Raw genomic sequence first — 13,415 nt, forward strand, 5'->3', positions numbered from 1 at the left:
CTACTCGAGCTCGAATTCGGTTTCGGGCGTGGAATCCGCCCCTGTCTCCGGCACTTCGGAGGGGGGAGGCAATGGCACGGAACCGGGGGCGAAGGACTCGCCCATCTCCGGCAACAGCGGCGTGTCGTCGCTGCGCATCAGATTCACGCCGCGCTCGCGCTTGTCCAGCTGCTTGGCGCGCATGAAGTTGTACTTGCCGGCGCTGACCTGGTTCTCGGTGGCCGCGTCACGCAGGATCACCGGCCGCAGGAACACCATCAGATTCTGTTTGGTCTTCTTCGTGGCCTGGGCCTTGAACAGGTTGCCGAGCAGCGGGATGTCGCCCAACAGCGGAATCTTCTGCACCGATTCGCTCAGCTCGTCGCTGATCAGCCCGCCCAGCACCACCACCTGGCGGTCGGCGACCATGACACGGGTCTTGATGGAGCGCTTGTTGGTGACGATGTCGGAGGCGCCGGAGACAGCGGTCTCGGCCACGCTGGAGCTTTCCTGCTCGATTTCCAGCTTGATGGCGTCACCCTCGTTGATCTGGGGCCGGATGCGCAGCGTCAGGCCCACGTCCTGGCGTTCGATGGTCTGGAAGGGATTGGTCGCGCCACTGGTCGCGCCGGTGTTGGTGAACTGGCCGGTGATGAAGGGCACGTTCTGGGCCACCACGATCTCGGCCTCCTCGTTGTCCAGGGTCACCAGGGTCGGCGTGGACAGGATGTTGGACTCGCTGTCGCTGCCCAGTGCCTTGATCAGGGCACCCAGGTTCAGTATCTCGGTGCCGAGAAAGTCGGTGGTACCCTCGAAATAACCGATACTCAGGCCGTTGCCGGCGGAGAGCGGATTCTGCGCCACCGTGTTGATGGGCGTGGTGACATCGAAATTGGTACCGCCAATGGCGCCGGCATCACTGGTATCGGGCGCGGCCCGCCACTGCACGCCCAGCTCAGCGGCCGTGTCGGCATTGATCTCGGCAATCACTGCCTCGACCAGCACCTGGGCGCGGCGGATGTCGAGCTGACGGATGACACTCTGCAGCGACCGGTACACATCCGGTGGCGCGGTGATCACCAGCGCATTGGAAGCGGCATCGGCCTGGATGCTGGTCGAGGCGCGGGGCGCGGCCTTTTGGCTGCCCTGTTCCTCTTCCTCGATCTGGCTGCTCACACCGGTCAGCACCTCGACCAGGTCCTCGGCCTTGGCGTACTTGAGATACACCACATGGGTATTGCCGCCGCGCTCCAGCGGGGTATCCAGATGGGTGATGATCGCCCGCAGGCGCAGCCGCTCGGTCTGCTCGCCGCTGAGCAGTATGCTGTTGGTGCGCTCATCGGCGGCCAGCGTCGTGCCGCCGCGCTCGACACCAGCGCCAGCCTGGGCCTGACCCGGCTGACCCTGGCGCATGGAATTGAGAATGCGCACCACCTCGGCGGCCGAGGCGTGCTCCAGCCGCACCACTTCCACCTCCCCCTCACTCTCGCGGTCGATGCGGCGGATGATGTCGACCATGCGCTCCACATTGTCCGCACGGTCGGAGATGATCAGTACATTGGTGGAGGGATAGGCGGCCAGGTGTCCCTGCTGCGGCACCAGCGGGCGCAGGATGGGCACCAGCTGGGCGGCGGTGACATTCTGCACCTGTACCACCCGGGTGACCATTTCGTCGCCCTGGCCGGGCTGTTCATCGCTGGCAGTGGGGATACCCTCCTGCTTGGCGTTGACGTCAGGCACGATCTTGACCACCTCGCCACTGGGCACGGCGGCGAAGCCGTGCACCTTGAGGATGGAGAGAAACACCTGGTAGACCTCGCTGGTGTTCATGGGCCGCGAGGAGATGACCGTGACCTGACCCTTGACCCGGGGATCGACAATGAAGTTCTTCCCTGTGACCTCGGCCACGGTGCCGATCAGGGCGCTGATATCGGCGTCCTTGAGGTTGAGCGTCACGGTCTGGGAATGGGCGGTCAGGCTGACGGCGAGCAGGAACACGGGCACCAGCAGACTGAACCCCTGGCGCAGGCGCTTCGCTACGGGTTGATACAGGATACAGGATACAAGATACAGGGGAATGCAAAGCCCCTGCTTCGACTTGTATCCTGTCTCCTGCATCCTGTATCTGTTGTCGTCAGATATCACACCATCCCCCTCAAAACTTGCCCCAGCCTACACTCAGGGCAGTGAAAACTCCAAGTCCAGTTCCTGGTTACCGCGCCGGATCTGCAGAGAGACCTGCTGGCTGTCGCGCAGCGACTGCACCACCTCTGCGGCCCGGTTCGCGCTGTCCAGCTCCACGCCGTTGACCTGCGTGACCAGGTCACCCGGGCGCAGTCCCAGCTGCTGGAACAGTTCCGGCCGGTTGCCCGGATACAGGCGGAAACCGACAAAACGGTTGTTCTCGTTGGCCGGCACCGGACGCATCAGATCGGTCAGTGCCTGCGGGTTGCTCTGCATCATGCCGCGGTACTCGGACAGGATCTCGCCGGCCCGCGGGTTCGGATCGACCTTCCGGCTGCTGCCGGCCGCCGCGTTGTCCCCGAGCGCCTCCCGCGGCAGGCGCAGGGTCTCGTGGCGGCCGTTGCGCAGCAGAATGATGCGATCGGCGTAGATGGCACTCAGTTCGGCGCCGCCCGGCAGCTCGTCATCGACCCGGAAGCTGCGCTCCTCGCCGTTGGGCGCGGCGATGATGGCGCGTGCCCGCCCGGGATCCTCGGTCGCATACAGGCCGCGCAGGGTCAGGTTCAGGCGGGTCTCCGGGGCATCGATGGGCGCGGCCCGGCCGCCCCCGCCCGGCGCCGTCCCGGGATCGGCCCGGCCGAACAGATGCCACTCGGCGATCCGCCCGGCCTGCGGCCGCTCCGGCGCGGGCGCGGCCGGCGTGCGTGCCGCCGACTCGGTCGGTGTCTGGATCCCGGCTTCCGGCACCGGCGGCGCCGGAACCAGCTGCCAGGTCAGCCGCGCCAGCTGATAGATCACCAGCAGGACCAACGCCAGGGTCAGCAGGCGCGCGCCGGTGCGGGCCTGGCGTGATGCCAGCCAGTCTTGCCAGGTCATATGCATCGTCTCGATCCGGATTCAGTCCTGCCGGGGTCTGCCGCCCCGTCCCCCCTGGCGCGACCGCCCCCGGCCGCCGCCACCACCGCGCTGCCCGCCGTCCCGGCCACGACCACTGCCCTGGGGGCGCTTGCGCCGCTCGCGCCGCACCGGCGGCTGCACCTCGCCGAGCATGTCCTCCTCGACCGCCGCCACCGGCAGCTTGTAACCGATGTAGTCCTCGATCTCGGGCAGCGAGTACACATAATTCTCACAGGCGAAACTGATGGCATCGCCCTCGGCCCCGGCGCGTGCCGTGCGGCCGATGCGGTGCACGTAATCCTCGGCTTCCTGCGGCAGATCGAAATTGATCACGTGGCTCACATCCGGGATGTGCAGTCCGCGCGCGGCCACATCGGTGCCGACCATCACCGGCAACTCGCCGGACTGGAACTGCTGCAGCAGCCGCAGGCGCTTGTTCTGCGGCACATCGCCCGAGAGGATGGCGGCCCTGATGCCGTTGCCCTCCAGGTAGCCCCAGACCCGCTCGGCCTGGTGCTTGGTGTTGACGAACACGATGGTGCGGTGCGCGTCCATCCGCTTGAGCAGACCGATCAGCAGCGGGATCTTCTCCGCATTGGCGGTGTGATAGAGCACCTGCCGGACCTTCTCGGCCGTGACCTGTTCCGGCTCCACCCGGATGATCCCGGGGTCGTTCATGTGCTCGTAGGCCAGTTCCGTCACCCGCCAGGACAGGGTGGCGGAAAACAGCAGACCCAGGCGCTGCTCCGGCGGCGGACAGCGCCGCAGCAGGTAGCGCACGTCCTTGATGAAACCCAGGTCGAACATGCGGTCGGCCTCGTCCAGCACCACGGCCTGGGCCTGACGCAGATCGAACAGGTGCTGCTTGAAATAATCGATGGTGCGACCCGGCGTGCCGATCAGCACGTCCACCCCCTCGCGCAGGCGCTGCGCCTGCTCCTCGTAGCCGGTCCCGCCGTAGACGGCGGCAAATGTAAGCCCGGTGTGTTTCCCCAGCATGACGGCGTCATTGTAGATCTGCACCGCCAGCTCGCGTGTCGGCGCCAGGATCAGTGCCCTGACCTGGTTCGGCTGACGCTCGGCCGCCGGCGGCTGACGCAGCAGCCGCTCGAACACCGCGACCAGGAAGGCGGCCGTCTTGCCGGTTCCGGTCTGGGCCTGGCCGGCCACGTCGCGCCCGGCAAGCAGGGGCGGCAGGGTCCGGGCCTGGATCGGCGTACAGCGGCTAAAACCTGCTTCATCAATGCCTTGCAGGACTTCCGGCGACAGGTTCAGGGAGGAGAATAGGGTCTGATTCTCAGCTTCTTGTGTCATGGCGACCTAGCATAACCTATTTTCGCGGCGGCGAGCAGCCCGCCGCGCCCGCCCCCGGGGCTTGCAATGCGCGAGGCTTTTCGCTGAAATGGCGGGCACGATCCAGATCGGCCGCCGCACGCGCGGCCCGTGATCCCGCAAACCCGACAACACACCGCGCCTTCCACATCCAGAGCCGGCTGACCCCGGTCCGCTTTCATCGATCCGACAAGCTCTTCTGGCATGCAGGGCAAGGCAAAGCAGGAGGTTCGACAACCGTGAGTGATCGCATCATGTATGTGACAGATTCATCCTTTGACCAGGAAGTGCTGCAGTCTTCCGAGCCCGTCCTGGTCGACTACTGGGCCGACTGGTGCGGCCCGTGCAAGATGATCGCCCCCATCCTGGACGAACTCGCCGATGAGTATGCCGGCAAGATCAGGATCGCCAAGCTCAACATCGACGAGAATCCGCAGACGCCGCCCAAGTACGGCATCCGGGGCATCCCCACACTGATGCTGTTCAAGGACGGCAATGTCGAAGCCACCAAGGTGGGCGCGGTATCCAAATCACAGCTGACCGCCTTCATCGACAGCAATATCTGACCGGTTGAACGGCCGTCCGGCAAAAAGCTGGACGGCTGCCGGACGGCATGCTAGATTAACCGGATAAAGCAAACTCCATAGTTCCTCGGCCTTCACCGGCCCCCCCTGTAAGCTTTAACTTAACGACGCACCTCAGCTCCGCATCCCTGCCGGATTCTGTTCGTGCTATCCATCCCGTAAACCCACTGCGTCCGTAACAATCATGAACCTGACCGACCTCAAGAAAAAACCCGCCGCTGAAATCGTTGATATTGCCCAGGAAATCGGCATCGAGAACATGGCCCGCTCACGCAAGCAGGACATCATCTTTGCCATTCTCAAGGCCCACGCCAAGAACGGCGAGGCAATCTACGGCGACGGGGTGCTGGAAATACTGCAGGACGGCTTCGGCTTTCTGCGCTCCGCCGACAGCTCCTATCTGGCCGGACCCGACGATATCTATGTCTCGCCCAGCCAGATCCGGCGCTTCAGCCTGCGCACCGGCGATACCATCTCCGGCAAGATCCGCCCGCCCAAGGAGGGTGAGCGCTACTTCGCCCTGCTCAAGGTCAGCGAGATCAACTTCGAACCGCCGGAGAACGCCCGCAACAAGGTGCTGTTCGAGAATCTCACCCCGTTGCACCCGACCGAGCGGCTGGGCCTGGAGATCGGCAACGGCAGCACCGAGGACATCACCCCTCGGGTGATCGACCTGGCCGCCCCCATCGGCAAGGGCCAGCGCGGCCTGATCGTCTCCCCGCCCAAGGCGGGCAAGACCATGCTGCTGCAGAACATCGCCCAGAGCATCACCAGCAATTACCCGGATGTGTATCTGATCGTGCTGCTGATTGACGAGCGGCCCGAGGAGGTCACCGAGATGGACCGCTCGGTGCGCGGCGAGGTGGTCTCATCCACCTTCGACGAGCCGGCCAGCCGCCACGTGCAGGTCGCCGAGATGGTGATCGAGAAGGCCAAGCGCCTGGTCGAGCACAAGAAGGACGTGGTCATCCTGCTGGACTCCATCACCCGCCTGGCGCGCGCCTACAACACGGTGGTGCCCTCCTCCGGCAAGGTGCTCACCGGCGGCGTGGATGCCAACGCCCTGCACCGGCCCAAGCGCTTCTTCGGCGCGGCGCGCAACGTCGAGGAAGGCGGTTCACTGACCATCATCGCCACCGCGCTCATCGATACCGGCTCGCGCATGGACGATGTCATCTACGAGGAATTCAAGGGCACCGGCAACATGGAGATCCATCTGGATCGCAAGATCGCCGAACGCCGCATCTACCCCGCCATCAACATCAACCGCTCCGGCACCCGCCGCGAGGAACTGCTCACCAAGCCCGACGAACTGCAGAAGATGTGGATCCTGCGCAAACTGCTGCATCCCATGGACGAGCTCGCCGCCATGGAATTCCTGCTCGACAAGCTCAAGGATACCAAGACCAACAACGAGTTCTTCGAGTCGATGAAGCGGTGATTGCGTGAGGCGTGAAGCGAAAGAGCCTGTAGCGATAGCCTGTAGGCCGGAATAAGGGCTGCAGGCCCGTTTCCGGCATTGCCCTGCCCGCCGGGAACGCTGCGCTTATCCCGGCCTACGCGCTTCTGATTATTGCCATCCCGTCATCCCCGCGCAGGCGGGGATCCAGTTGCCGCGGAGGTTCCTGGATCCCGCCTACGCCGGGATGACGGTGTCTGTAGAGTTCTTTGGAATTAAGAGACCTTAGCGCGCCTTATTCGCCTTCGCGGTTTGAAGCGCGTCAAACCCCACGCCCAACGGCGCGAAACCCGATATCCCGCCGGAAATACACATCCTTCCAGGTAATCGAATCGACCCTGGTATAGGCCCGGCGCTGGGCCTCGGCCACGTCTGCGCCCAGGGCGCAGACGCACAGCACCCGGCCACCGCTGGTGACGATGGCACCGTCCTGCTCGGCGGTACCGGCGTGGAAGACCTTCACGCCTGCTTCCTCCTCACCCTCCAGCCCGGCGATGGGCGCCCCCTTTGAGTAGCTGCCGGGATAACCGCCGGCGGCCATCACCACGCCCAGGGCCGCCCGCGGATCCCATTGCGCCTCCAGCCCGTCCAGCCGGCCCTCGCTGCCGGCCAGACACAGTTCGACCAGATCGGACTGCAGCCGCATCAATACCGGCTGGGTCTCGGGATCACCGAAGCGCACATTGAACTCCAGCACCTTCGGCGTGCCGTCCGGGGCGACCATCACCCCGGCATAGAGAAAGCCGGTGTAGGGTACGCCCTCGAGGGCCAGCCCCTGCACCGTGGGCTCGATCACCTCCCGCATGATGCGCTCGTGCACCTCGGGCGTGACCACCGGCGCCGGTGAGTAGGCGCCCATGCCGCCGGTGTTGGGCCCGGTGTCGCCCTCGCCCGCGGCCTTGTGGTCCTGCGAACTGGCCAGGGGCAGGATGTTGTCGCCATCGACCATGCAGATGAAGCTGGCCTCCTCGCCGGTGAGGAACTCCTCGATCACCACCCGGTGCCCGGCCTCGCCGAAGGCATTGCCGGCCAGCATGTCCTGCACCGCCCGGATCGCCTCGTCATTGGTCTGTGCCAGGATCACGCCCTTGCCCGCGGCCAGACCGTCGGCCTTGACCACGATGGGCGCGCCGCGGTCATGGATATAACGGACGGCCTCGTTCACGTCGGTGAACACGCCATAGTGCGCGGTGGGAATGTTGTGGCGCTGCAGAAAGTCCTTGGCGAAGGCCTTGGACCCCTCCAGCCGGGCGGCGTCGCGGGTGGGGCCGAAGATCGCCAGGCCACCGTCGCGGAAGGTATCGACGATGCCGGCGACCAGCGGCGCCTCCGGACCAACGATGGTGAGATCAATGGCGTTGTCGGCAGCGAAGCGGAACAGGGCGGGAATATCCTCCGCGCCGATAGCCAGGTTCTGCACCTTCGGCTCGCGCGCCGTGCCGGCATTGCCCGGCGCGACATGGACCGTTTCCACCTGCGGCGACTGCGCGGCCTTCCAGGCCAGGGCGTGCTCGCGGCCCCCGCCGCCGATGATCAGTACCTTCATGTATTACTCCTAGATCAAGATCGCCACGGAATACACGGAAAGCACGGACAAATACAATTCGCCAAGCCCGGTGTAACCACAATCCCTTTCAGCGTCATTCCGGCGCAAGCCGGAATCCATTATCCGCAGAGACATCTGGATCCCGGCCTGCGCCGGGATGACGGGAAACAGACTGATCAGCACCTTCAAGCATTTTCCGTGCTTTCCGTGGCGCTCTTAATGAATCAATGCCGGAAATGCCGCATGCCGGTGAACACCATCGCCATGCCGTGTTCATTGGCGGCGGCGATGACCTCCTCGTCGCGCATGGAACCGCCGGGCTGGATCACGGCGCTGATGCCGGCCTCCGCAGCCTGGTCGATGCCGTCGCGGAAGGGGAAGAAGGCGTCGGAGGCCATCACCGAACCGGGCACCTGCAGGCCGGCCTGTTCGGCCTTGATGCCGGCGATGCGGGCACTGTTGACCCGGCTCATCTGACCGGCGCCGACACCGATGGTCATCCGCTCGCGGGCATAGACGATGGCGTTGGGACTGACGAACTTGGCCACCTGCCAGGCGAACATGAGATCGCGCATCTGTTCCTCGCTCGGGGCCTGCTCGGTGACGATCCGGGTCTCATTGACCAGCGCCAGGTCAGCCTGCTGCACCAGCAGGCCGCCGGTCACCCGCTTGAAGTCCAGCCGCGGCGCGGGCTGCTCCGGCCACCGGCCGCAGGCCAGCACCCGGACGTCTTCTTGGCCGCCCGCATCTTCCGGGCATTCTCGTCGATCTCCGGCGCACTGCCCTCGCCGCCCTGGCGTCTCCGCTGCTGCAGCTTTTTTTTTTTGTCGGCATTCCCGCGTCTGATTGAATCCATGATGCCCGCCGAAGGGGATTCGGGATCGGTTGGAAGGCGCGATCTTCGGCCTCTTTCAGGGCTGGCGCCGTAGGCCACGCCGCAGGGATTGGCATGCTTGACGATGACGCAGGCCGGCCCGGCGTCCAGGCCCTTGACGCATTCCAGCGCCGCATCGGTGTCGGCGATGTTGTTGTAGGACAACTCCTTGCCCTGCAACTGGCGTGCGGTGGCCACCGAGGCCTCGCTCACGTCGGCCTCGACATAGAAGGCCGCGCCCCTCACTGGTGGGATTCTTCGCCGCCCGTAGCGCATCGATGAGCCTTGCGGTTATGCGGTCTCGAGAAGTTGCTTGGAAAGGAAAACTCGGCCTCGGCGTCTGGCAGGTTGCGCCCGCCCCAGGGTAGTGGCGATGGCCCATTGCGGGCGGTATATGCTCGAAGCCATTTGACCGCCAGGTCATACGGGCGGCATCGGTCACCGCGCCGCTCGTGTCGCAGCTCTCTGCCCGCACCCTCTCGTCGAAGTTCGGCGTTGTCGACCACCAGGACCGCTGGCAGTGGTTCTTGGCCGCGGCGCGCAGCAGGGTCCGGCCCGCCGATTTTCGATGTTTTCAATCGCCGTGGCAGGTTGCAGTCCCGGGTCGGCCCCGGGTGCGCTCGAAAGGGATAACAGATTGGCCCGCGATCAGGTCGATGGGCGGAGTCGTGTTCTGCCATCACCCCATCGTCGTCCCGCGCCGGCCCAGGATGCCGCCATGGATCTTCGGATGCAGGGTCTTGACCGCACGTCCATCATATCGGAAGCCGGCTGTGGTCCGAGACCTCACTACCGGCAGGCCGGCCTCCGCCAGCATGCGTCGTTTAGCCGGTGGACAGGATTCCACGCCCTGCTCGTGCAGGGCCGGGCGAAGCGACGATGCCGTCTTGTCGGAGGCCGCTGATTAGGCGCGCTGTATCTTGTTTAATGGCTTGTCCTTTCTTGAAAAACTAAGCGCGCCACGGATACACGGGACTAACGGACGAAAACGAAACATCTTAATCGAGTCTGTAACCCACCCCTTCAGCGTCATCCCGGGCAGGCGGGATCCAGATGCCGCTCGGTCACTGGATTCCGGCCTGCGCCGGACATGACGCGGAACTGACTGGCCGAGTTCGGCCGGTCCAGGTAGCCCGTTCACCCGACACATCCGCCGGCCCTGTATGGTTACGCTGCGCTAACCCGACCTACGCACGCTGAAACAATTTTTATTTGTCCGTGCTTTCCGTGTATTCCGTGGCGCTCCTGATCGTTGTTCAGATTTCTATCTCGTACTGCCGCAGCTTCTTGCGCAGGGTGCTGCGGTTGATGCCGAGGATCTCGGCGGCATGGGTCTGATTGCCGCCGGCGTACTGCATGACGGTCTCCAGCATGACGGGCTCGACCTCGTTGATCACATCTGTAGGACCATCGCTGGGATCGTGACCGCAGATCATTGAAAATACAAGCTCCAGGATCCTTGACCGAGCCACGCAGGGGGCCGCGTTGGCCTGTTGTTCTTCTTTTTCTCTGCGTTCATGCCGCCTTGACCTCGCGCTGCGTCAGTTGTTCGAAGAAGCGTTCCGTCATTGCCAGCTGCTCGACGACCGTCTCCACGCGGTTGACCTGATCGCGGAAGGCGGCACCGCCGGGCTGTCCCTTGCTGTACCAGGAAATGTGCTTGGAGGGCGATCCGTTACCCCTTGTGTGCTCCCCGTAGAGAAATTCGTACGTTATGCAGATGCTCCGACATGATGTCGCTGATCTCTGCCCACGTCCGGCTCGGGGAGCAGCTCGCCGGTGGCGGAAAATGGTTCGATCAGGAGATCCAGGGCCGGCCCTGGGCCGGCACGGCCGATCAGACGGGCTTTCCGCGCGGTGTATTCAGCACTGGCCTGGCCTTGAGCGGATCCTGATTGCCGTTGGCGATATCACCGGGATGCCCACGGTGCCCTTTATGTCCCGGATGGTTCGTATCGGCCTCGCCCTTTAGGCCGCAGGCGCGGGTGCCGGCCGTGCACGGCGCAGCGAAAGGCTGCCCGGCCTGCTCGGCGATGCGGCCGATTTATTGCGCACGCCGTTTTGCGGTGGCCCCGGTCCCAGCCGGTGCGGATCTTGAGCGTGACCGGCACGTCTACGGCCTCGACCACGGCCTCCAGGATACGCTGGACCAGATCCTCGTACTGCAGCAGGGCCGAGCCGGCCATGACATTGCAGACCTTCTTGGCCGGGCAGCCCATGTTGATGTCGATGATCTGGGCGCCGTGATCGACATTGTGCCGGCGGCCTCGGCCATCTCTGCGGATCGGGGCCCCGGCCATCTGCATCGTGCGTGGCTCGACCTCGCCGTTCGTGATTGGAGCGGGCGGCGGGGTCTTTCGCTGCCCACAGCAGCGAATTGGCCGAGACCATCTCGGAACCGTCCAGCCCCGCGCCAGCTGCTTGCACAGCTGCCGGAAGGGGCGATCCGTCACGCCCGCCATGGGCGCGAGCACCAAACGGTTTCTGAGTTGGAAGGGTCCGATGTGCATCATTGTTCTGGGAGGTCATGGGCTCGACCGGACGGCACATGATACCCGCTCGCCCGGAGAGGGGGAAGCGCGCCGGTCGGATTCATGCGGGCCTGCGGGACGGCCTCACGAAAATCAAAATGACGGAAACCAGCTCCCGAGCCGGGTCGACCGCGAAGCCGAAGCTGCAGCTCGCCACGGCCGGGACCCAGCGACGCGGAACGGGCAAAAGGGCAGCCAGGCAGTATCGTCTGCGGACGGAAACAAGAGCCCGTCTGCTGTGCCCGCGCCGTAGGTCGGTTTGAAGAAGATTACGACCAGCGGGTAAGCCTGGGTGAAAACGGCTGCATGACAGGTCCCAGTTCCACCTCCAGGGCCCCGTCGAGATGCGGGTGAGCGCGCACCTCACGTGCCTGGATGGACCACTGCGCCGGCGCCCGCCGCAGCGGCAGCTCACAGCCCGCCAGGGCGCAGAACCGTTCCAGCCAGGGCTGCCACTCGGTAAGGGTGTAGAGCCGTTCACGCTGGAGATACACGCCCTGCCCGAGCAGCGTGAACAGCAACAGCACCACCACCACCCCCTGCAGCAGGCGCCGGCCGGTATGCGCCGGGCGCGGCTGAAAGTCCTCCAGCAGCACGGCCGGGACCTCGGCGGTAGCGGGCGCAGCGGCATCCGCACCCTCCGCGTCGGCCGCAGCTGTACCGGTGGAGGACTCGGGCATACGCCGAGGCGCACCGGGCGCCACAAGCGCCCAGCCCGGCGCCAGGGGGCGAATGTTGCATAGCGCCAACATTTCATGGCGGCGTTCGGCCGGCGCCAGCGCATCCTCCCAGCTGTCGAACGGTACTCCAGAGCATTGAAGCCCCTGCCGCAGTCCGGGCAGCGCACCCATCCGCTTGCGACCGCGAGATGGCCGGCGCGCAGGGCGGCAAAACCGGTCTGGCAATGGGGACAGCGAGTGAGCATTTCGTTCCTTGGCAGGGGATGCGTGACAGGGAATGAAGCTGCAGGATGTAGGTTGGGTTAGGTGCGCAGCACCGTCACCCAACATGCCGCGGGGCGTCGGGTTACGCTACGCTAACCCGACCTACGAACTCATCCCCGGCGTCTGCCGCTGATTCTAACCCAACCGTCCTGCTGATCCACCACCAGGTTCTCAAAGGCGCCGGCATAGGCCGCGCGGACCATCGCCGCCTGCTCGGCCAGAATACCTGACAGGACGATCATCCCGCCTGGCCGCACATGGCCGGCCAGGGAGGGGGCCAGTTCCACCAGGGGATTGGCCAGGATATTGGCCAGCATCAGATCGGCCTGGAGCGCCGGCAGGCCCCCGGGCAGACAGGTCTCGATGCCCTCCCCCACGCCGTTGCGCCCGGCGTTGTCGCGGGTCGCGATCAGGGCCTGGGGATCATTGTCCACCCCCCATACATGGCGCGCGCCCAGCTTGAGCGCGGCGATGGCGAGCACACCCGAGCCGCAGCCGTAGTCGATGACCTCCAGATCCGCCGGCGGGTGCCGGTCCAGCCACTCCAGGCACAGGGCCGTGGTCGGATGGGTACCGGTGCCGAAGGCCAGACCGGGGTCAAGCTGGATATTGACCGCGTCCGGATCGGGCGGCGGCTGTGGTGCGAGGGGCAGATCCACAGACGCTCACCGAAACGCATGGGCCGGAACTCGTCCATCCAGGCCCGGACCCAGTCGCGGTCGTCCAGGGTCGTGACCTCGACCCGGTCCGCGGCCGGGCCCAGCGCTTCCCGCAGGTCCGCAATCAGATCTTCGGTGGACAGCCCGGCCTCGAACAGGGCCACTACCCGGGTCCGCGACCACAGCGGTGTAGCCCCGGGCGCAGGTTCCAGCACCGGCTCGTCAGCGGCATCCTGAAAGGTCACCGACACCGCGCCGGCCTCCATCAGGCGGTCGGAGAGCTGTTCCGGATCGAGATCACCGGCTTCGAGAGAAAGCTGAATCCAGGGCATTGTTAATTAATCAAGAGCGCCACGGAATACACGGAAAGCACAGACAAATGCACTTACTTGTTCATTGCATAAATTGCGGTTGTTATACCCATTA

The 13,415-nt window shown here is 65.1% G+C and carries 11 protein-coding genes and 3 pseudogenes; 3 read left to right on the forward strand and 11 right to left on the reverse strand.

The window, feature by feature from the left end:
- From gspD to D6C00_RS05300, 3 genes are read right to left on the reverse strand one after another with little or no spacing between them, the layout of a single operon-like run.
- Positions 1-2,097: a type II secretion system secretin GspD gene (gene gspD, locus D6C00_RS05290; protein ID WP_125180694.1), complete on the reverse strand. Its 2,097-nt coding sequence runs from the start codon at positions 2,095-2,097 to the stop codon at positions 1-3.
- A 60-nt stretch (positions 2,098-2,157) separates the two neighbouring features.
- Positions 2,158-3,039 carry a type II secretion system protein GspC gene (gspC, locus tag D6C00_RS05295; RefSeq protein ID WP_158675302.1) on the reverse strand — a complete coding sequence of 294 codons (882 nt, stop codon included), beginning with the start codon at positions 3,037-3,039 and terminating at the stop codon, positions 2,158-2,160.
- A 21-nt stretch (positions 3,040-3,060) separates the two neighbouring features.
- A complete protein-coding gene (locus D6C00_RS05300; RefSeq protein ID WP_125180697.1) occupies positions 3,061-4,374 on the reverse strand; it encodes a DEAD/DEAH box helicase in 1,314 nt (437 codons plus the stop codon).
- A 257-nt stretch (positions 4,375-4,631) separates the two neighbouring features.
- On the opposite strand from D6C00_RS05300, the gene trxA reads away from it, so the two are divergent.
- Positions 4,632-4,958 (forward strand): thioredoxin TrxA, encoded by a 327-nt coding sequence (gene trxA / locus D6C00_RS05305; RefSeq protein ID WP_125180698.1) that lies wholly within the window; start codon positions 4,632-4,634, stop codon positions 4,956-4,958.
- 202 nt (positions 4,959-5,160) lie between these two features.
- On the forward strand, positions 5,161-6,417 hold the full coding sequence (rho, locus tag D6C00_RS05310) for a transcription termination factor Rho (RefSeq protein WP_125180700.1): 1,257 nt from the start codon (positions 5,161-5,163) through the stop codon (positions 6,415-6,417).
- A 280-nt stretch (positions 6,418-6,697) separates the two neighbouring features.
- On the opposite strand, the gene purD is transcribed toward rho, so the two are convergent.
- The 4 genes and pseudogenes from purD to D6C00_RS05335 all read right to left on the reverse strand — a co-directional run bounded on the left by purD (position 6,698) and on the right by D6C00_RS05335 (position 10,291).
- Positions 6,698-7,981: a phosphoribosylamine--glycine ligase gene (gene purD, locus D6C00_RS05315; protein WP_125180702.1), complete on the reverse strand. Its 1,284-nt coding sequence runs from the start codon at positions 7,979-7,981 to the stop codon at positions 6,698-6,700.
- A gap of 9 nt (positions 7,982-7,990) precedes the next feature.
- Positions 7,991-8,170: a hypothetical protein gene (locus tag D6C00_RS05320; protein ID WP_125180704.1), complete on the reverse strand. Its 180-nt coding sequence runs from the start codon at positions 8,168-8,170 to the stop codon at positions 7,991-7,993.
- A 35-nt stretch (positions 8,171-8,205) separates the two neighbouring features.
- A pseudogene (purH, locus tag D6C00_RS16710) lies at positions 8,206-9,784 on the reverse strand (bifunctional phosphoribosylaminoimidazolecarboxamide formyltransferase/IMP cyclohydrolase).
- 327 nt (positions 9,785-10,111) lie between these two features.
- Positions 10,112-10,291, reverse strand: coding sequence for a helix-turn-helix domain-containing protein (locus tag D6C00_RS05335; RefSeq protein ID WP_125180706.1), 180 nt, complete (start codon positions 10,289-10,291; stop codon positions 10,112-10,114).
- A gap of 294 nt (positions 10,292-10,585) precedes the next feature.
- On the opposite strand from D6C00_RS05335, the gene D6C00_RS15440 reads away from it, so the two are divergent.
- A complete protein-coding gene (locus D6C00_RS15440; RefSeq protein ID WP_158675303.1) occupies positions 10,586-10,750 on the forward strand; it encodes a hypothetical protein in 165 nt (54 codons plus the stop codon).
- A gap of 39 nt (positions 10,751-10,789) precedes the next feature.
- Here the strand turns inward: D6C00_RS15440 and D6C00_RS05340 are convergent, their stop codons facing one another.
- From D6C00_RS05340 to prmA, 4 genes and pseudogenes are all read right to left on the reverse strand, one after another.
- Positions 10,790-11,368 (reverse strand): tRNA-dihydrouridine synthase, encoded by a 579-nt coding sequence (locus tag D6C00_RS05340; RefSeq protein ID WP_125180708.1) that lies wholly within the window; start codon positions 11,366-11,368, stop codon positions 10,790-10,792.
- A gap of 287 nt (positions 11,369-11,655) precedes the next feature.
- Entirely contained in the window at positions 11,656-12,066 is a 411-nt protein-coding gene (locus tag D6C00_RS05345) for a DUF3426 domain-containing protein (protein WP_158675304.1), read from the reverse strand.
- 143 nt (positions 12,067-12,209) lie between these two features.
- Positions 12,210-12,311: pseudogene (locus D6C00_RS16715) on the reverse strand (zinc-ribbon domain-containing protein); the annotation flags it as partial.
- Between the two features lie 129 nt (positions 12,312-12,440).
- Positions 12,441-13,321, reverse strand: a pseudogene (gene prmA / locus D6C00_RS05355) (50S ribosomal protein L11 methyltransferase).
- Positions 13,322-13,415 lie beyond the last annotated feature (94 nt).

Source organism: Thiohalobacter thiocyanaticus, assembly GCF_003932505.1.
Classification (GTDB): Bacteria; Pseudomonadota; Gammaproteobacteria; order Thiohalobacterales; family Thiohalobacteraceae; genus Thiohalobacter; species Thiohalobacter thiocyanaticus.

Coding starts and splice junctions, on each gene's coding strand:
- rho (WP_125180700.1), top strand. CDS start 5,161: ATGAACCTGACCGACCTCAAGAAAAAACCCGCCGCTGAAATCGTTGAT.
- D6C00_RS05335 (WP_125180706.1), bottom strand. CDS start 10,291: ATGATCTGCGGTCACGATCCCAGCGATGGTCCTACAGATGTGATCAAC.
- D6C00_RS15440 (WP_158675303.1), top strand. CDS start 10,586: ATGATGTCGCTGATCTCTGCCCACGTCCGGCTCGGGGAGCAGCTCGCC.
- gspC (WP_158675302.1), bottom strand. CDS start 3,039: ATGACCTGGCAAGACTGGCTGGCATCACGCCAGGCCCGCACCGGCGCG.
- D6C00_RS05340 (WP_125180708.1), bottom strand. CDS start 11,368: ATGATGCACATCGGACCCTTCCAACTCAGAAACCGTTTGGTGCTCGCG.
- purD (WP_125180702.1), bottom strand. CDS start 7,981: ATGAAGGTACTGATCATCGGCGGCGGGGGCCGCGAGCACGCCCTGGCC.
- D6C00_RS05345 (WP_158675304.1), bottom strand. CDS start 12,066: ATGCCCGAGTCCTCCACCGGTACAGCTGCGGCCGACGCGGAGGGTGCG.
- gspD (WP_125180694.1), bottom strand. CDS start 2,097: ATGCAGGAGACAGGATACAAGTCGAAGCAGGGGCTTTGCATTCCCCTG.
- D6C00_RS05300 (WP_125180697.1), bottom strand. CDS start 4,374: ATGACACAAGAAGCTGAGAATCAGACCCTATTCTCCTCCCTGAACCTG.